The sequence below is a fragment of the Streptomyces yongxingensis genome (genome assembly GCF_055597465.1).
On record NZ_CM145717.1, the window covers coordinates 4,280,304 to 4,298,385 of the forward strand.

Genomic DNA, 18,082 nt, shown 5'->3' on the forward strand with positions numbered 1-18,082 from the left:
TCCGCGGCCCTGGAAGGTGCCGACCTGATCCTGGATCAGGCTGGATAACTCCAGGGTTCGAGCCTGCGGAAGGCCCACGTCTTGTGGTGCTGCTGCGTCGTCCGGGATTCGGCACCATTGGCCGCAAAGGCATAGGCCATTGCCTGTGCCTCTGCTGCTACCGCAGGTGCCTGGATCGGTCGCTCGCTGAGACGCGCCTCATTGGCGCCGGGCATACCGGTGCCAGGCAGCGCGGAACCGAGCAGGCATGTGGCGACGACCGACCGATCGGCCTTTTTGATGGTGTTGATGAAGCTGATCACTGGTCTTCGCCTCCTCTCGGCGTCTCAGGGACCGGTCCGAAACCAGTCCGGGTGTTCAGTACAACACGGAATCCTTGGCTCCTGGAAGGGCCGTTGTCTTCCGTGCTCGGAAGGCTATGGGTATGGCCTCCACGCGCGCAAACTATTTTTCCGTCGAGTTTTGCCAAGGGTCACCCGAATGGCTTCCCCCGGCATCGCCGTCGCCCTCGTCGTCGAGTGCGGAGGGCAGTTCCCGGCCCGCGCACAGTGCGAGAACATCGGCCCCGAACCGGTCCAGCTTCCGCCTTCCGACACCGGAGATGCGGGCGAGCTCCGGTTCGGTTCCCGGAACGGCCTCGGCGATCGCGAGCAGTGTCTTGTCGGTGAACACGCAGTAGGCCGGCTGCCCCAGCAGACCCGCCTGCTCCGCCCGCCAGTCACGCAGCCGCTCATAGAGCGCCTCGTCCAGCTCGGACGGGCAGCCCTCGCAGCGCATCAGCTTCATCTCGCCCGCGTCGGTCAGCGCCCGGCCGCACACCCGGCAGTGGACCGGGCCGCGCCGCCTGCGCACCTCGCCGCCCCCACCCGGGGCCGCCACCCCGCGCTCGATCCCGCCGCCCCCGCCCGGGGTGCGGGCGCCGATGGCCTGGGAGCCGGGCCGCAGCCCGTTGAGAAAGCGGGTGGGGCGACGGGAGGCCCGGCCGCCCGGAGCCCGCGAGAGCGCCCAGGACAGCGTCAGATGGCGACGGGCGCGGGTGACCCCCACATAGAGCAGCCGACGCTCCTCCTCGATCTGCTGCTCGGTCTTGGCGTAGGTGATCGGCATCATTCCCTCGGTGAGACCGACCAGGAAGACGGCGTCCCATTCGAGGCCCTTGGCCGCGTGGAGTGAGGCGAGGGTCACACCCTCGACGGTCGGGGCGTGCTGCGCCGCCGCCCGCTCATCGAGCTCCGCCACCAGATCGGAGAGCGTGGCCCCGGGGCGGCTCGCCGCGAAGTCCTCGGCGAGCCGCACCAGGGCGGCCAGGGACTCCCAGCGGTCGCGCACCGCGCCCGAGCCCGCCGGGGGCTCGGGCGTCCAGCCACGGGTGGTCAGCACGGCCCGCACCTGGGACGGGATGTCCGCGTCCGCCAGCGCCGGGTCGGCGCTGCCCCCACGGGCCGCGCCGCGCAGCAGCAGCCCCGCCTCGCGCACCTCGGGCCGCTCGAAGAACCGCTCCGCGCCGCGCAGCTGATAGGGCACCTGGGCATCGGCCAGCGCCTGCTCATAGAGCTCCGACTGGGCGTTGACCCGGTACAGGACCGCGATCTGGCTCGCCGGGACCCCGCCGCCCCCCTGCTCGACCGGGGTGATCAGCTCCCGGATCCGGCGGGCGGTGCCCTCCGCCTCGGCCGGCTCGTCCGCATAGGCGGCGTAGACCGGGTCGGGGCCCGCCTCCCGCTGGGAGACCAGCTCCAGCCGGTGCTCGGCGGCCCGGCCGCGGGCCTGGGACAGCAGCTCGTTGGCCAGGTGGACCACCTGGGGAGTGGAGCGGTAGTCCCGGATCAGCTTGACCACGGTGGCCCGGGGGTGGCGGGTGCGGAAGTTCAGCAGATGGTCGGGGGTGGCGCCGGTGAAGGAGTAGATGGTCTGGCTGGCGTCGCCGACCACGCACAGGCTGTCCCGCTCGCCGAGCCACAGATCCAGCAGCCGCTGCTGGAGCGGGCTGACGTCCTGGTACTCGTCGACCACGAAGTGCTGGTACTGACGGCGCACCTGATCGGCGATGTCCGGCCGCTCCTGGAGCACACCGACCGTGAGGAGCAGCACATCCTCGAAGTCGATGACGCCGCGGTCGCGCTTCAACTGCTCATAGGTGGCGTAGATCCGGCCGATCTCGGCGGCGTCCCGGGGGGCCTCACGGCCGGACTTGGCGGCCACGGCCGGATAGTCCTCGGGCACGGTCTGGGTGACCTTCGACCATTCGATCTCGCCGGTCACATCCCGCAGCTCATTGCGGTCCAGCCGGACCCGGCACCGGGCCGCGGCCTCGGCCACGAGCTGCACCTTGCGCTCGACCAGCCGCGGCACCTCACCGCCGACCGCCTTGGGCCAGAAGTACTGCAGCTGGCGCAGGGCCGCCGAGTGGAAGGTGCGCGCCTGCACCCCGCCCGCGCCGAGCTGCCGCAGCCGGCCGCGCATCTCCCCCGCCGCGCGGTTGGTGAAGGTGACGGCCAGCACACTGGCCGGCTGGAGGATCCCCGCGCGCACCCCGTAGGCGATCCGGTGGGTGATGGCGCGGGTCTTGCCGGTGCCGGCCCCGGCCAGCACGCACACCGCGCCGTGCAGGGACGTCGCCACCTCGCGCTGCTCGGGGTCGAGCCCGTCGAGCACCGCGTCGGCGTCACGCGGCGTGTCCGCGTAGGCACCCGGCGTGGAGCCCCGCGGGAACAGAGTGGAGGACGTTGCTGCAGTCACCCCGCCATGCTGCCAGGTCCCCTGAGACGCGCGATGCCGGTTGTCCACAGCCATGGCCTTCCGGTCATATGAATCCGGGAATGACCGGTGGAAGGTGAGCGTTCACCTTCTGCCCACCCACCACGACCCCGAGGAGAGCGAAGACCGATGTCCGGCACTGTGACGATGTACAGCACCACCTGGTGCGGCTACTGCCGACGCCTGAAGGGGCAGATGGACCGCGAGGGCATCGCCTACACCGAGATCAACATCGAGCAGGACCCGGAGTCCGCGTCCTTCGTCGAGAAGGCGAACGGTGGCAACCAGACCGTGCCGACCGTTCTCTTCCCCGATGGGTCGACCCTGACCAACCCGTCCCTGGCGCAGGTCAAGGCCAAGGTCGGGCTCTGAGCCGGCGGTCTCCGAGCCGGCTCCGCGGGCTCTGACCCGGCCCCCGCGGCCTCTGGGTCGGTCCCGCGGTCTCCGACTCAGCCCCGCGGCAGCGGCTCGCCGTACCAGAGCTCGATCAGCCGGGCCGCGATCGAGATACCGGAGGGAGGCAGGACCTCCCCGGACTCGATCGCGGCCCGCAGGTCGTCCCGGGAGAACCAGCGCGCCTCGTGGATCTCCTCCCCGTCCACCTGGATCCGGGAGGACGTGGCCCGGGCCATGAAGCCGAGCATCAGGCTGGACGGGAACGGCCACGGCTGGCTGGCCACGTACTCGACCTCGCCCACCGTGACGCCCGCCTCTTCCGCCACCTCGCGGACCACGGCCTGCTCGATCGACTCGCCCGGCTCCACGAAGCCCGCCAGCGTCGAGAAGCGTCCCTCCGGCCAGTGCACCTGGCGCCCCAGCAGCGCCCGGTCCTGATCGTCCTTCACCAGCATGATCACGGCGGGGTCGGTGCGCGGGTAGTGCTCGGCCCCGCACGCCGAACAGCGGCGGATATGGCCCGCCGCCGCGATCACCGTGCGCTGACCGCAGCGTGAGCAGAAGCGGTGCAGCCGCTGCCAGTTCTCCAGCGCGACCGCGTGTACCAGCAGCCCCGCGTCGCGCTCGGACAGCAGCGCGCCCGCCTCGCGCAGCCCGGCGGGGCGTGCCGACTGGTCCATCCGCCCCGGCAGGGAGTCCTTCTGGAGCGCGAAGTAGCGCACGCCCTCCTGGTCGGTGCCCAGGAAATAGCGGTGGTTCTCGGTGGGCGGGGCCTCGAAGGACGGAGTCATGACGAGTTCGGTGCGGCCGTCCGGTGTGTCGTCGACCAGGGCCTGGCCGCCGGAGACCACGAAGACGCGCGTCGTCGGGTGGCTCCACGCGGCGGCCAGCCACGCCTCGTCCAAGCGGTGGTGCGCGGAGCGGTCGATGCCGCCCGGGGCGCTGAGCGTGATCGGCCGGTCGGTGGCGTGGTCGGTCGAGGTGGTCACGGCTGCTTCCAACTCCCCCAGTGAAATGGGTGGTTCACGTACATGAGCAAGCTATTCCCGTCCATTCTCGGCGAGATCGGCCCAGAGGTGGGCGGCCGTCTCGGCGCCCTTCATGAGCAGGCCGAGCTCCACCTTCTCGTTGGGTGCGTGCCAGCCGTCGGACGGCACCGAGATACCCAGGAAGAGCACCGGAGCGCCGAGGAGGTCCTGGAGATCGGCGGCGGGGCCCGACCCGCCCTCGCGGGTGAAGCGGACCTTCTGGCCGAAGGCGCGCCCCATGGCGCGGACGACCGACTGGAGCGCGGGGTGGTCCAGCGGGGTCAGACAGGGGCGGGTGGCGCCCCAATAGGTGATCTCATGGCGGATCCCGGCCGGGAGCAGGGCCGCGACCCAGTCCCGCACGGCCGACTGGATCTTCTCCACGTCCTGGCCCGCCACCAGCCGGAAGGACAGCTTCAGCTGGGCGGCCGAGGGCACGATGGTCTTCCCGCCCGGCCCCTGATAGCCCCCGCCGATGCCGTTGACCTCGGCGGTCGGACGGGCCCAGATCCGCTCCAGGGTGGAGTACCCGGCCTCGCCGAGCGTGGCCCGTGAATGCGCGGTCCGCAGCCAGCCCGCCTCGTCGAAGGGCAGCTCGGCGAAGAGCTCGCGCTCACGGTCGGTCAGCTCCACGACGCCGTCGTAGAAGCCGGGGATGGCCACCTTACGGTCGTCGTCGTGCAGCGCGGCGGCCAGCCGGGCGGCCTCGGTGGCCGGGTTGGGGACCGCGCCGCCGAAGGAGCCGGAGTGGATGTCCTGACCGGGGCCGTGGAGATCGATCTGGCAGTCGACGAGGCCCCGCATGCCGGTGCAGACGGTCGGGGTGTCCTCGGACCACATCCCGGTGTCGGAGACGATCACGGTGTCGCAGGCCAGCAGGTCGGCGTGCGCGCGGACCAGCTCGGGGAAGTGCGGGGAGCCGGACTCCTCCTCGCCCTCGATCAGCAGCTTGAGGTTCACCGCGGGCGCGACTCGGCCGGTCACGGCCAGATGCGCCCGTATCCCCAGGGTGTGGAAGAGGACCTGCCCCTTGTCGTCGGCGGCGCCGCGGGCGTAGAGCCTGCCGTCCTCGATGACGGGCTCGAAGGGGTCGGTGCGCCAGCCGTCCGCGCGGTCGGCGGGCTGGACGTCGTGGTGGCCGTAGACGAGCACCGTAAGGGCGTCGGGATCGCCGGACGGCCATTCGGCGAACACGGCCGGGGCGCCCGGTGTGTCCCATATCTCAGTCACCGGGAAGCCCGTGGCGGCCAGGTGGTCCCTGAGCCACTGGGCGCCGCGCCGGACGTCGTCGGCGCGGGCGGGGTCGGCGGATACGGACGGGATGCGCAGCCACTCGGAGAGCTCGGCGAGGAAGGCGGCGCGATGGCCGTCCACAAAGGCGCGGACGGCGTTGTCCGTGTCCGGGGTGTTGCTCATGCATGCGAGCCTATCCGGCCCGCGGCGGGGCGAGGGCGGGGGCCTCCGGGCCGCTCAGGTGCGCTCGCTCTCGGTGACGGTTCCGGCATCGATACGGTCGTTTCCGGTCGCGTCCCTGTCGCCGTCCGCGTTCCGGCCGACGTCCGGATTCCCGCCGACGTCCGCGTTCCCGCCGACGTCGGCGTCCCCGCCCCCGTCAATGTCCGCGTCCCCCGGCTCCCCGAGCAGGAGGCGCTCGAGCCCGGCCCGGCCGGGCAGCCCGGTGGGGCGGACCACCTCACCGCTGCGTACGTACACGAAGGCCGCCGTGACCGCCGACAGGGGCAGCCCGTGCTGTTCGGCCCAGGCGACGCGGTAGACGGCCAGCTGGAGCGGGTCGGCGTCCTGGGTGCGGCCGGTCTTCCAGTCGACGATCTCGTAGCGCGGGCCGCCGTCGGGGCCCGTACCGGACTCGCGGTACACCGCGTCGATCCGGCCGCGGATCGTGCGGCCCGCCAGGGTCAGCTGGACCGGCGCCTCCACGCGGTAAGGGGTGCGACGGGCGTACGGCGTGCGGGCGAACGCCTCCTTGAGCGCGGCCAGATCCCGCTCGTCGGCGATCTCCGCCTCGTCGTCCTCGCCGCCCGGCAGCTCGTCCGGGCCGAGGAAGGGCAGCGGCAGCGCCTCGAAGCGCGACTCGACCCAGGCGTGGAAGCGGGTGCCGCGCCGCGCGGCGGGGCGCGGCGGCCGGGGCATGGGGCGGGCCAGCTCCCGTGCGAAGCCGTCCGGGTCGGCGGCGAGGCGCAGCAGCTGGGACGCGGTGAGCGTGCCCGGCAGAGGCACCTCGTGCACGGTCTCGCGGGCCCGGCGCAGCTCTCCGGCGAGCGCGTCCAGATCGCGGTCCCAGGAGCCGACCAGCCGGGCCTCCTCGGGCGCCAGCTCGTCCTCGGCCGGTTCTGACGTGATTTCGGGCACATCGGGTTCCGGTACGCCAGGTTCCGGCGCGCCGTAAGGATCGGGGGGCTGCCCTTCGCCGTGCGACGCGTCGTCGTAGGGCTCGTCCTCGTACGAACCGTAAGGATCCTCCGGAGGCTCGGGCCACTCCGGGTCCTCCGGGGGTTCGAGCTCCTCCATGGGCTCCGGAAAGAGGTCCCCGTCTGCCGAGGGGCGCCCCTCGTCCCGCGCGGTAGCCCCCTCCCCCGCCGTCTCGATGCGCGCCAGATGGGCGAGGACGACATCGGCGGCGCGGCGCCGGTGGCGCAGCGCGGCCGGGTCCAGCGGAAGCGGCCAGGCCCGGTCGGCCGCCGACTCCCGCAGGGCCGGGTTCTCCGCGCCCTCCTCCGGCGGCTCGGCCCATGCCTCGATCTCGCCGTACCCGGCCTCGCAGTGCTCGCGCAGTGCGTCCAGGAAGCCCGACGGGCCGCGCGGACGCTTCTGGGTGGGGCCCCACCAGTGGCCGGAGCCGAGCAGCAGCGAGCGCGGCCGGGTGAAGGTCACATAGCCCAGCCGGAGCTCCTCGGTCCGCTGATGCCCCTTCATGGCGTCCTTGAAGGCGGCGATCCCCTTGCTGGTCCAGGCGGTGACGTCCGGGAGGGTCCGCGCGTCCCCGCGCAGCTCGTGCGGCAGCACCTTCGCGTTCGCCGTCCAGGACTCGCGGGACTGTTCGCTCGGGAACTGCTTGGCGACCAGCCCCGGCACCGCCACCACGTCCCACTCCAGCCCCTTGGCCTTGTGGGCGGTGAGCACCTTGACCGTGTTCTCGCCGCCGGGCAGGGCGTTGTCGAGCCCCTTCTCGTACTGCGCGGCGGTGCGCAGGAAGCCGAGGAAGCCCTGGAGGGTGGCTTCGCCGTCCACGGCCGCGCCGCCCTCCCGGCCGGCGAAGGCGGCCGCGACGTCCAGGAAGTTGCCGAGCGTCTCGCGGCGGCGCGCGGCCAGGGCGTGCGGTGAGGCGGACAGCTCGACCTCCAGGCCCGTGGTGGCCAGGACCCGGTGCAGGACGTCCATCAGCGGGTCGGCCAGCGAGCGGCGCAGCTCGCGGAGTTCGGCGGCGAGCCGGGCGAACCGGACCCGTGCCTCCGCCGAGAAGGGCAGCCCGTCGTCCGGGCCGCCGCCCGCCTCCAGGAAGGTGTCGAGGGCGTCGGCGAGGGAGATCACCTCGGAGGGGTCGGTGCCCTCGACGGCCTCGGCGAGCCGTCGGTCGGGATCGTCCTCCGTCCCGTCCGGCCCACCGTAAGAGACCAGCGCGCGGGCGCGGCGGCCGAGCAGCGCCAGGTCGCGGGGGCCGATCCGCCAGCGCGGCCCGGTGAGCAGACGGACCAGGGCGGCGTTGGCCCCCGGGTCCTGGAGGACCTCGCAGACGGCCACCAGATCGGCGACCTCCGGCAGATGCAGCAGCCCCGACAGGCCCACCACCTCCACCGGAATGTCCCGCTCCACCAACGCGCCCTGGATCTGCGCGAAGTCACCCGCCGTACGGCACAGCACCGCGATCTCACTGGGCGGGGTGCCGGTGCGCACCAGGTGGGCGATGGAGTCGGCGAGCCAGGCCAGCTCCTCGGCGTGGGTGGGCAGCAGCGCACAGCGCACCGCTCCGTCCCGCTCGGCGCCGGGTGCGGGGCGCAGCGCCTCGACGCCCTCGTGCATCGCCCGCAGCGGGGCGGCCAGCCCGTTGGCGAGGTCCAGGAGGCGGCCGCCGCTGCGCCGGTTCTCGCTGAGCGCGAAGCGCTCCGCCGGGCTGCCGTCGGCGTGCGGGAAGTGCTCGGGGAAGTCGTCCAGGTTGGCCACGGAGGCGCCGCGCCAGCCGTAGATGGCCTGGCAGGGGTCGCCGACGGCGGTGACGGGGTGTCCGGTGCCGCCGCCGAAGAGACCGGACAGCAGCAGCCGCTGGGCGACGGAGGTGTCCTGGTACTCGTCGAGCAGGACGACCGCGAACTGCTCGCGCAGGATCCGGCCGACCTCCGGGTGGTCCAGGGCCAGGGTGGCCGAATGGGCGATCTGGTCGCCGAAGTCGAGCAGATCGCGGCGGCGCTTCTCCTCGCGGTACGCCTCGACCAGGCCCAGCAGCTCCTGGCGGGCGCGGGCGGCCTCGGGCACCTTGCGCAGCGCCTCGTTGGTGAGCCGCGTGCCCTCCAGCGTCCGCAGCAGCTCGGTGTCGTACGCGCGCAGCCGGCCGGTGGGGACGAGGTGCTCGGCGAGCTCGGCGTCGAGCGCGAGCAGATCGGTGACCAGGTCGGAGAAGGGGCGGGTGAGCGCCGGATACGGGCCGGGGGCGGAGCGCAGGACGCGCGCGGCGAGCTGGAAGCGGGTGGCGTCGGCGAGCAGCCGGGCGCTCGGCTCGAGGCCGACGCGCAGCCCGTGGTCCTTGAGCAACTGTCCGGCGAAGGCGTGGTAGGTGGAGATGACGGGCTCGCCCGGGGCCTCCTCGGTGGCGCCCGGATCCGGGTCCGGGTCCACGATGCCCGCCGTGACGAGGGCCTTACGGACGCGCTCCGCCAGCTCCCCGGCGGCCTTGTTGGTGAAGGTGAGGCCGAGCACCCGGTCGGGCGCGACCTGGCCGGTGCCGACCAGCCAGACGACGCGGGCGGCCATCACCGTGGTCTTTCCGGAGCCCGCCCCGGCGACGATCACCTGCGGGGCGGGCGGTGCGGTGATGCACGCCACCTGCTCCGGGGTGAACGGGATCCCGAGGAGTTCCTTGAGCTCCTCGGGATCGGTGATGCGGGCTGACACTCCAGTGAGGCTATCGGTGCCCACCGACAGGCCCCGCCACCCCGGTCGACGGCCGCCCCGGAGGCACGGCTTGACGCGCAACGGCGTCAGCCCGGTGCCGCGCCGCCCCAGCCCCGTACGCGGCAGCGTCAGTCGACCACATGGCGCCCCTCCGCCCGCGCGCTGCACGCGCCCCGGAAGGCGCAGCGCTCGCAGTGGTCGCCCGTGCTCGGGGTAAACCGCTCGTCCAGGACGCGCCCGGCCGCGGTGGCGAGCAGCCGCCCCACCCACTCGCCGTCCGGCGGCTCCTGGGCCTGGACCTTGGGGACATCGTCGCCGCCGTCCTTCTTGGCGGCACCCTGCCGCAACTGGACCAGCTCCGCGCCGCCCGGCTCGGGGCGCCCCCCGTCGAAGACGTCGTCCACGGCTCCCTCGCGCACCGCCAGCTGATAGACCGCAAGCTGGGGGTGGTGCTCGACATCGCCGCGGGTCACGGTCTGCTTACCGGTCTTGAAGTCGACCACATAGGCGCGCCCCTGGGCGTCCGTCTCGACGCGGTCCATGCTGCCGCGGATGCGCACCTTATAGACGTCGGCTTCGAGCGTGACGTCGAAGGAGTGCTCGGTGGCGACCGGGGTGCGGCCGCCGCGCTCCATCACATGCCACTGCAGAAAGCGCTCCAGGGCCGCCCGCGCCTGCTCCTTCTCCTGCCGTGACTTCCAGGGGGCGTCGAAGGCGAGCGCGTCCCATACGGAGTCCAGGCGCTCCATGAGGACCGCGAGATCGGCCGGGGTGCGGCCGGAGGCGACCTCGTCGGCCAGGACGTGCACGACGTTGCCGAAGCCCTGGGCGGCCGTCGAGGGCGCGTCCGCCTTCACCTCGCGCCCCAGGAACCACTGGAGCGAGCAGGTGTTGACGAGCTGGTCGAGCGCGCTGCCGGACAGCGCCACGGGCCGGTCCCGGTCGCGCAGCGGGACCTCGCTGTGCGTCGGCTCGTACAGCCCCCACCAGCGGTAGGGGTGGGCGGCCGGGACCAGCGGGCGGCCCTCCTCGTCGCGCAGCGCCGCCAGCCGCGCCAGCCGGCGCGCGGCGGCGTCCCGCAGCGCCTCCGAGGCGTCCGGGTCGACGGTGGTGGCGCGCAGCTCGGCGACGAGCGCGGCGACGGACAGCGGGCGGCGCGGCCGGTGGGTGACGTCGGTGGGCGGGACGCCCAGCTCGGCCAGGAAGCGGGAGGGCTGGTCCCCGTCCTCGGAGGCGGCCTTGACGGCGGTGACCACGAGCCGCTCCTTGGCGCGCGTCGCCGCCACGTAGAACAGCCGCCGCTCCTCGGCCAGCAGCGCGCCCGGCGGCAGCGGCTCGGCCAGCCCGTCCCGGCCGATCCGGTCGGCCTCCAGGAGCGAGCCGCGCCGCCGCAGATCGGGCCACAGCCCCTCCTGCACCCCGGCGACGACAACCAGGGCCCATTCGAGCCCCTTGGAGCGGTGGGCGGTCATCAGCCGTACGGCGTCGGGGCGGACCATCCGGCGGGAGAGGGTGTCGGCGGCTATGTCCTGGGCGTCGATCTCCTCCAGGAAGTTGAGGGCGCCGCGGCCGCCGGTGCGCTCCTCGGCGCGGGCGGCGGTCTCGAACAGCGCGCACACCGCGTCCAGGTCGCGGTCCGCGTTCCGCCCGGCGGTGCCGCCGCGCTGCGCGGCCCGCTCCAGTCGGCCGGGCCAGGGGGTGCCGTCCCACAGCCCCCACAGCGCCTGTTCGGCTGTGCCGCCCCGGGCCAGCGCCTCGCGGGCCGTGCGCAGCAGCAGCCCGAGCCGCTGGGCGCCGCGCGCGTACGCCGGGTCGTGGACGGCGAGGCGCTCCGGCTCGGCGAGCGCCTCGGCGAGCAGGACGTCGGAGGGGCGCGGCACCGCCCGCCCGGCCGACCGCTCCTCGTCGCGCAGCGCGCGGCCAAGGCGGCGCAGATCGGCGGCGTCCATACCGCCGAGAGGCGAGGCGAGCAGGGTCAGGGCGGTCTCGACGCCGAGGGTCGCGGACAGCCCGCCGCTGTCCGGCAGCGCGGCCGTGGCGGCCGCCCGCAACGCCGTCAGCAGGGGAGCCACGGCGGGCTCATGGCGCAGTGGGATGTCATCGCCGTCCACCTCGACCGGGACTCCGGCCGAGGTGAGCGCCCGGCGCACACCCGGGATCGAGCGCCCCCCGGCGCGCACCAGGACGGCCATCTCGCGCCAAGGCACCCCTTCCTCCAGATGGGCGCGGCGCAGGATGTCGGCCACATTGTCGAGCTCGGCGCCCGCGGTGGGGTACGTGTAGACCTCGACGCGGCCGCCGTCGCGGGTGGCCGCGAGCTCCCGGTGCGCCCTTACGGCTCGCGCGGGCAGCCGGGTGAGCGGCATCCGGCCGGTGATCTGCCGGGTGGCCGCGAGCAGGGCGGCCCCCGAGCGGCGGGAGACGGTGAGGACCTCCATGTCGGCGGGGCGGCCGTCCGCCCGCGGGAAGTCCTCGCGGAAGCGGAGGATGCCGCCGACGTCGGCGCCGCGGAAGGCGTAGATCGACTGATCGGGGTCGCCGAAGGCGAGCAGGGTCCTGCCGCCGCCCGCGAGCGCCCGCAGCAGCCGCCCCTGGGCCACGTCGGTGTCCTGGTACTCGTCGACGAACACCGCGTCGTACCGCCCCGCCAGCTCGGCCGCGACCTCCGGCCGTCCGGCGAGCAGCACCGCGCGGTGCACCAGTTCCGCGTAGTCCAGCACCCCCTGGGCGTCCAGGACGTCGAGGTACTCGGCGAGGAAGCCGGCCGCGGCGGACCAGTCGGGGCGCCCGGTGCGCTGGGCGAACTCCCCCAGCGCCCGTGGGCCGAGGCCCAGCTCCCGGCTGCGGGCGAGCACCGCGCGCACCTCGTCGGCGAAGCCCCGCGTGGTCAGGCAGGCGCGCAGGTCGTCCGGCCAGCGGACGAAGGCCCGGCCCTCGCTCGCCAGCTCGGCCTGACCGGCGAGCAGCTCCCTGACGACGACGTCCTGCTCCGGTCCGGAGAGCAGCCGCAGCGGATCGACGAAGAGATCGACGTCCTGGTGGGCACGGACCAGTGCGTAGCAGTAGGAGTGGAAGGTCGTGGCCCGCGGGGCGCTCGCGCCGCCCAGGCGCGCGGCCATGCGGTCGCGCAGTTCGACGGCCGCCTTACGGCTGAAGGTGAGCACCAGGAGCCGCTCGGGATCCGCGCCCTCGCGCACCCGGCGGGCCACCGCCTCCACGAGCGTCGTGGTCTTGCCCGTGCCGGGCCCGGCGAGCACCAGCAAAGGACCGCCCCGATGCTCAACCACAGCGCGCTGCCGTGCGTCCAGGACAGGAAGGGCACCTGGCTCCGGCCGATGACGGAGCAGGCGGTAGACGCCCTGGGCCGACTGCCGTGAGGACGGCTGCCGTGCCTGCCGCTGCCGCGGAAGGGACGAGGGGGAGGAGCTCACGTTGGATCGCCGGTCCTGGTGGGTTGGCTGGGTGCGGGACAGCCTCTCATGCGCGGTGGGGCCTCACCCTTATGGCTGTGGATACCGCCGGTACGACCGCGGGCCCGCCGCGCACGCGTACGGCCCCGCGCTCACCGCGCCCCGGCACGGCCGCGCGTCCGCCGCCCCCGGGGACGGCCGCCCCGGTCCCGCGGCGCTTCCGAGAGCCGCCCCGCTACCGGCCGCGGTCCTGGCCGCCCCCGTCCCACCGGGCCCTGGCCATGTCGATCCGCGGCACATGGCCCTCGGCCGAGCGCGGCGCCTCGCGCAGCGGGGTGCCCTCCTCGCGGTAGTGGTCAAGGGCACGCAGCTCGTGGCCTGGCAGCAGCACACCGTCCGCGCGCACCACCCGCCACCACGGCACGGCGCCCCCGTAGAGCGCCATCACCCGCCCGACCTGGCGCGGGCCGCCCTCCTCCAGCCATTCGGCGACGTCCCCATAGGTCATCACGCGGCCGGAGGGGATCAACTCGGCCACCTCCAGCACCCGCTCGGCGTACTCGGGCAGCTCCTCGGCGCTGTCCCCGTCCTCCGGCTCCCTGCTCTCCCGGCTCATCCGCCCCATCCTGCCGCACCGCTCCGACAGCCCCGACGGCAGCCGCGCCGCACCCCCCTCCGCACGCCCCTCCGCACACCCCGCAGAGCGCACCACCGCGTGCCCCGCGCAGGGTGGCGGCAGGCCCGCTTCGGGCGGGATCGCGGTTCGATCACGCATTGTGCGGGAATCCTCAGCAGGGCGTACCATTCGGGGTCCACGTCCCCGAAATGCACCCTGATGCCCCCCTCCGCAGCCCGGGCATGCCACCATCTTCCGGGCGGTGACTGGTGATACGAGATCAAGAAGAGACGGCGAAGCAGCAGGGTGCGCAGCCTCCGGAGGAGGAGGCCCGCACCCCGGAGGCGTTGCCGCACTCCACGACACCGCCCGGTCGGCCGGAGACAGAGGCCCCGGGCTCGGGGGATGACTGCGGCCCGGACGGACCGGAGGGCCATGTGGACCGCGTCTCCGGCGACGAGCCGCTGCTGCCGGCCCGCGTGCACCGCCCCTCCGATCTGCTGCGGATGCTGCTCGGGATCCTCGGCATGGCCGTCGTGCTCGCCATCGCGGCCTTCGCCCACGGCACCACCGCGGGTCTGGAGAAGGACATCGGGCACGGCGCCAACCAGGCGCCCCCGCTACTGATCGACTTCGCGGGGCTCACGGCCGGGGTGGCCGTCCTCGTCCTGCCGGTGGCCTTCGCCTTCGAGCGGCTGATCAAACGGGACGGGCTGCGGATCGCCGACGGCGTGCTGGCCGCGGTGCTGGCCCACGGAGTGTCCCTCGCCACGGACCTCTGGGTCGCCAGAGGCGCCCCCGGCTCGCTCCGCGAGGCCCTCACCCAGCCCGCGCCCGGCGGCACCTTCAGCGACCCCGTGCACGGCTATCTCGCCCCCGTCATCGCCTATATGACGGCCGTCGGCATGGCCCGGCGCCCGCGCTGGCGGGTGGCCATGTGGTGCGTGCTGCTGCTCGACGCCTTCGCGGTGCTCGTGGGCGGCTACACCACACCCTTCTCGATCATCCTTACGGTGCTCATCGGCTGGGCGGTGGCCTACGGCACGCTCTACGCGGTCGGCTCCCCCAATGTGCGCCCCACCGGCCAGCACCTGCTCGCCGGGCTGCGCCGGGTCGGCTTCAACCCGGTCAGCGCCATGCGCGCCGAGGAGCCCGAGGACGAGCACGGCGGTCATGGCGACCGGGGCCGCCGCTATCTGGTCACCCTGGAGGACGGCCCGCCCCTGGACGTCACCGTCGTCGACCGGGAGCAGCAGGCCCGGGGCTTCTTCTACGGCGTCTGGCAGCGGCTGACCCTGCGGACGATCACCCCGCCGCGCAGCCTCCAGTCGCTGCGCCAGGCCCTGGAGCAGGAGGCGCTGCTCGCCTACGCGGCCATCGCGGCCGGGGCCAACGCGCCCAAGCTGATCGCCACCTCCGAGCTCGGCCCGGACGCCGTGATACTCGTCTACGAGCACGTCGGCGGGCGCCCGCTGCACGCCCTGCCGGACGAGGCGATCACCGACGAGCTGCTGGCCGGGGCCTGGCACCAGGTCCAGGCGCTCCAGTCGCGGCGGATCGCCCACCGGCGGCTGGACAGCGACGCCCTGCTGGTCGACCGCAACGGCACGGTCTTCCTGACCGATCTGCGCGGCGGTGAGATCGCGGCCGGTGACGTGGTGCTGCGGATGGACATCGCGCAGTTGCTGACCACCCTGGGCCTGCGGGTGGGCGCCGAGCGCTCCGTGGCCGCCGCGGTGGAGGTCCTCGGCCCGGACGCGGTCGCCGGCAGCCTTCCGCTGCTGCAGCCCCTGGCGCTCGGCCGGGGCACCCGCGCGACCCTGCGCCAGCTCGCGCGCGAGCGCGCCCAGCGCCATCGGGAGGCCGTCCTGGAGGCGTCCCACGCCGCCAAGGAGGCCAAGGAGGCCCGGGAGGCCGAGGCGCGGGAGGCACAGGAGGCCGCCGGGGGCCCGGAGGCGGCCGCCGGCGACCGTAAGACCGCCAAGGCCGAGAAGCAGGCGGAGAAGCGCGCCATGGAGGAGGCCCTGGAGGACGCCCGCGAGGAGGATCTGCTCTCCCAGATCCGCCAGCAGGTGCTGTTGGTGAGGCCGCAGGCACCGATAGAGCCCGAACGGCTGGAGCGCATCAAGCCGCGCACCCTGGTCAGCTTCTGCGCGGGGGCCTTCGCCGCGTACTTCCTGCTGTCCCAGTTCACCCATCTCAAGCTGGGCGCCCTGGTCGGCGAGGCCAACTGGATCTGGGTCATCTTCGCGCTCGCCTTCTCCGCGCTCACCTATCTGGCCGCGGCGCTGAGCCTGCTCGGCTTCGTCCCGGAGAAGGTGCCCCTCGGGCGGACGGTGCTGGCACAGGTGGCCGCCTCGTTCGTGAAGCTGGTGGCGCCCGCGGCGGTCGGCGGGGTCGCCCTCAACACCCGCTTCCTGCAGCGCGCGGGGGTGCGGCCGGGGCTCGCGGTGGCCAGTGTGGGCGCCTCCCAGCTGTTCGGGCTCGCCAGCCATATCGTGCTGCTGCTGACCTTCGGCTACATCACCGGCACCGAGCGCACCCCGGCGCTCTCGCCGTCCCGGACCGTGATCGCCGGGCTGCTGACGGCCGCCGTCCTGGTGCTGGTGGTGACCGCCATTCCCGTCCTGCGGAAGTTCGTCTCCACCCGGGTGCGGTCGCTGTTCGCGGGCGTCATCCCGCGCATGCTGGACGTGCTGCAGCGGCCCAAGAAGCTGCTCGCCGGCATCGGCGGCACCCTGCTGCTGACCGCCGCGAACGTGATGTGCCTCGACTCCGCGATCCGGGCGTTCGGCGGTGAGCTGAGCTACGCGAGCATCGCCGTCGTCTTCCTCGCGGGCAACGCCCTGGGGTCCGCGGCGCCCACCCCCGGCGGTGTGGGCGCGGTCGAGGCCGCCCTGATCGCGGGTCTGACCTTCGCCGGGCTGCCGTACGAGACGGCGGCGCCCGCGGTGCTGCTCTTCCGGCTGATGGTCTTCTGGCTGCCGGTGCTGCCCGGCTGGGTGGCCTTCACCCACCTCACCCGCAAAGAGGCGCTGTAGGGGCACGCCCGATACGGGCGCCGCGGCGCCCGTAGAGGCCCCTCTGGAGCCCTCCCCCGGGCACCGGGCACCCGGGGGGCTCCCCTCACCCGTACGCCCCCGCTGTGCGCGCGTACGGCGGGCGCGGACCTCACGATGGCGGTACCCCCACCCACGGGAGAGCCGCCGTGTCCCGACCTCTGCGCCTCGGTGCGCTGTCCGCCGCCCTGCTGCTGACCGCCCTGGCCGCCGGATGCGGTGGCGACGGCGGACGGCCGGACACCTCGGCCCACCAGAAGCTGGACTGGTCCAGCTGCCCCGCCCCCTCCTCGAGCCAGGACGCGGCCGCCACCAAGGCCCCGGGCGGGGAGTGGGAGTGCGCGACGCTCCATGTGCCGGTGGACTACCGCAAGCCGCACGGCAAGACCATCGGCATCGCCATGATCCGCGCCAAGGCCACCGACCGGCGCCACCGGATCGGCTCGCTGATCTTCAACTTCGGCGGCCCGGGCGGTTCGGGCGTGGCCACCCTCCCGGCGCTCGCGGGCGGCTACAAGCAGCTTCGGACCCGCTACGACCTGGTCAGCTTCGATCCGCGCGGGGTCGGCCGCAGCAGCGGGGTGCGCTGCCTCCCGGACCGGCAGCTCGACGCCTACTACGCCGCCGACTCCACCCCGAACGACAACGCCGAGGTGAAGAGCCTGGTCCGCCGGGTGAAGACCTATGCCGCCGGATGCGAGAAGAACTCCGGCACGATCCTGCCGTACGTCGGCACCACCAACGCCGCCCGTGACATGGATCTCATGCGGCGCGTCCTCGGCGACAAGAAGATGCACTACTTCGGCGTCTCCTACGGCACCGAACTCGGCGGCGTCTACGCCCATCTGTACCCGAAGCGGGTGGGACGCGCCCTCTTCGACGGGGTCGTGGACCCCATGCAGACGCCCGAGCAGGGCGCGCTCGGCCAGGCCAAGGGGTTCCAGCGCGCCCTCGACGACTATCTGAAGGGGTGCACCAGGACCAGCGTCTACAGCTGCCCCACCCAGAACCGGATCCGCTCGCTGCTGAAGCGGCTCGACGGCCGTCCGGTGCGCGGTTACGGCGGCCGGAAGCTGACCGAGTCCCTGGCCGACGGCGGTATCGCGCAGTCCCTCTATTCGAAGGAGTACTGGCAGTACCTCACCCAGGGGATCGCGGCCGCCCAGCGGGGCGACGGCAGGATCCTGCTGGCCCTGGGGGACGCCATGAACGGACGCGGCCCGGACGGCCGCTACAGCACCCTCCAGTCCGCCCTCGCCGCCATCACCTGCGCCGACTTCAAGCAGCGCTATACGGTCCCGGACATCGAGCGGAAGCTGCCCACCTTCCGTAAGGTCTCCCCCGTCTTCGGCGACATGATGGCGTGGGGCCTGACCCAGTGCACCGACTGGCCGGTCCGCGGCGCCTGGACCACGCCCGACGTGAGCGCCAAGGGGGCCGCGCCGATCCTGGTCGTCGGCAACACCGGTGACCCGGCGACCCCGTACGAGGGTGCCGCGCGGATGGCGAAGGAGCTGGGCCCCGGGGTCGGCGTCCAGCTCACCTACAAGGGCGAGGGCCATGGGGCGTACGACAGCGGCAACGCCTGTGTCCGAAAGACGGTCAACGCCTATCTGCTCCAGGGCACGGTGCCTCCGAAGGGCAAGGTCTGCACCTAGACCGGGGTCCGCGGGCGGGTCCGCCGCGCGAACC

10 protein-coding genes are annotated in these 18,082 nt (G+C 73.7%); 3 read left to right on the plus strand and 7 right to left on the minus strand.

The genetic code is table 11. The features are described from left to right. Positions 1 to 35: 35 nt before the first annotated feature. Entirely contained in the window at positions 36 to 302 is a 267-nt protein-coding gene (locus ACZ6TD_RS17945) for a hypothetical protein (RefSeq protein WP_471355144.1), read from the minus strand. Positions 303 to 444: 142 nt separating this feature from the next. Beyond that, positions 445 to 2,739: an ATP-dependent DNA helicase UvrD2 gene (locus ACZ6TD_RS17950; protein WP_471355146.1), complete on the minus strand. Its 2,295-nt coding sequence runs from the start codon at positions 2,737 to 2,739 to the stop codon at positions 445 to 447. Between the two features lie 147 nt (positions 2,740 to 2,886). On the opposite strand from ACZ6TD_RS17950, the gene ACZ6TD_RS17955 reads away from it, so the two are divergent. Then, a complete protein-coding gene (locus ACZ6TD_RS17955) occupies positions 2,887 to 3,129 on the plus strand; it encodes a mycoredoxin (protein ID WP_471355148.1) in 243 nt (80 codons plus the stop codon). Positions 3,130 to 3,206: 77 nt separating this feature from the next. Here ACZ6TD_RS17955 and nudC read toward each other — a convergent pair whose 3' ends face one another. The 5 genes from nudC to ACZ6TD_RS17980 form a co-directional block, all read right to left on the minus strand. Then, complete coding sequence (gene nudC, locus ACZ6TD_RS17960) at positions 3,207 to 4,142, minus strand: NAD(+) diphosphatase (protein ID WP_471355150.1); 936 nt, start codon at positions 4,140 to 4,142, stop codon at positions 3,207 to 3,209. 51 nt (positions 4,143 to 4,193) lie between these two features. After that, positions 4,194 to 5,597, minus strand: coding sequence for a dipeptidase (locus tag ACZ6TD_RS17965; protein WP_471355152.1), 1,404 nt, complete (start codon positions 5,595 to 5,597; stop codon positions 4,194 to 4,196). 54 nt (positions 5,598 to 5,651) lie between these two features. Continuing rightward, entirely contained in the window at positions 5,652 to 9,305 is a 3,654-nt protein-coding gene (locus ACZ6TD_RS17970) for a UvrD-helicase domain-containing protein (protein ID WP_471355154.1), read from the minus strand. 128 nt (positions 9,306 to 9,433) lie between these two features. After that, positions 9,434 to 12,613 carry an ATP-dependent helicase gene (locus ACZ6TD_RS17975; RefSeq protein WP_471357826.1) on the minus strand — a complete coding sequence of 1,060 codons (3,180 nt, stop codon included), beginning with the start codon at positions 12,611 to 12,613 and terminating at the stop codon, positions 9,434 to 9,436. Between the two features lie 337 nt (positions 12,614 to 12,950). Further along, entirely contained in the window at positions 12,951 to 13,331 is a 381-nt protein-coding gene (locus tag ACZ6TD_RS17980; RefSeq protein WP_471355156.1) for an MGMT family protein, read from the minus strand. Between the two features lie 269 nt (positions 13,332 to 13,600). On the opposite strand from ACZ6TD_RS17980, the gene ACZ6TD_RS17985 reads away from it, so the two are divergent. Both ACZ6TD_RS17985 and ACZ6TD_RS17990 read left to right on the plus strand, forming a co-directional pair. Next, positions 13,601 to 16,372 (plus strand): lysylphosphatidylglycerol synthase transmembrane domain-containing protein, encoded by a 2,772-nt coding sequence (locus ACZ6TD_RS17985; RefSeq protein ID WP_471355158.1) that lies wholly within the window; start codon positions 13,601 to 13,603, stop codon positions 16,370 to 16,372. Between the two features lie 167 nt (positions 16,373 to 16,539). Next, positions 16,540 to 18,048 carry an alpha/beta hydrolase gene (locus tag ACZ6TD_RS17990; RefSeq protein ID WP_471355159.1) on the plus strand — a complete coding sequence of 503 codons (1,509 nt, stop codon included), beginning with the start codon at positions 16,540 to 16,542 and terminating at the stop codon, positions 18,046 to 18,048. Positions 18,049 to 18,082: the final 34 nt, after the last annotated feature.

Coding starts and splice junctions, on each gene's coding strand:
- ACZ6TD_RS17965 (WP_471355152.1), bottom strand. CDS start 5,597: ATGAGCAACACCCCGGACACGGACAACGCCGTCCGCGCCTTTGTGGAC.
- ACZ6TD_RS17955 (WP_471355148.1), top strand. CDS start 2,887: ATGTCCGGCACTGTGACGATGTACAGCACCACCTGGTGCGGCTACTGC.
- ACZ6TD_RS17980 (WP_471355156.1), bottom strand. CDS start 13,331: ATGAGCCGGGAGAGCAGGGAGCCGGAGGACGGGGACAGCGCCGAGGAG.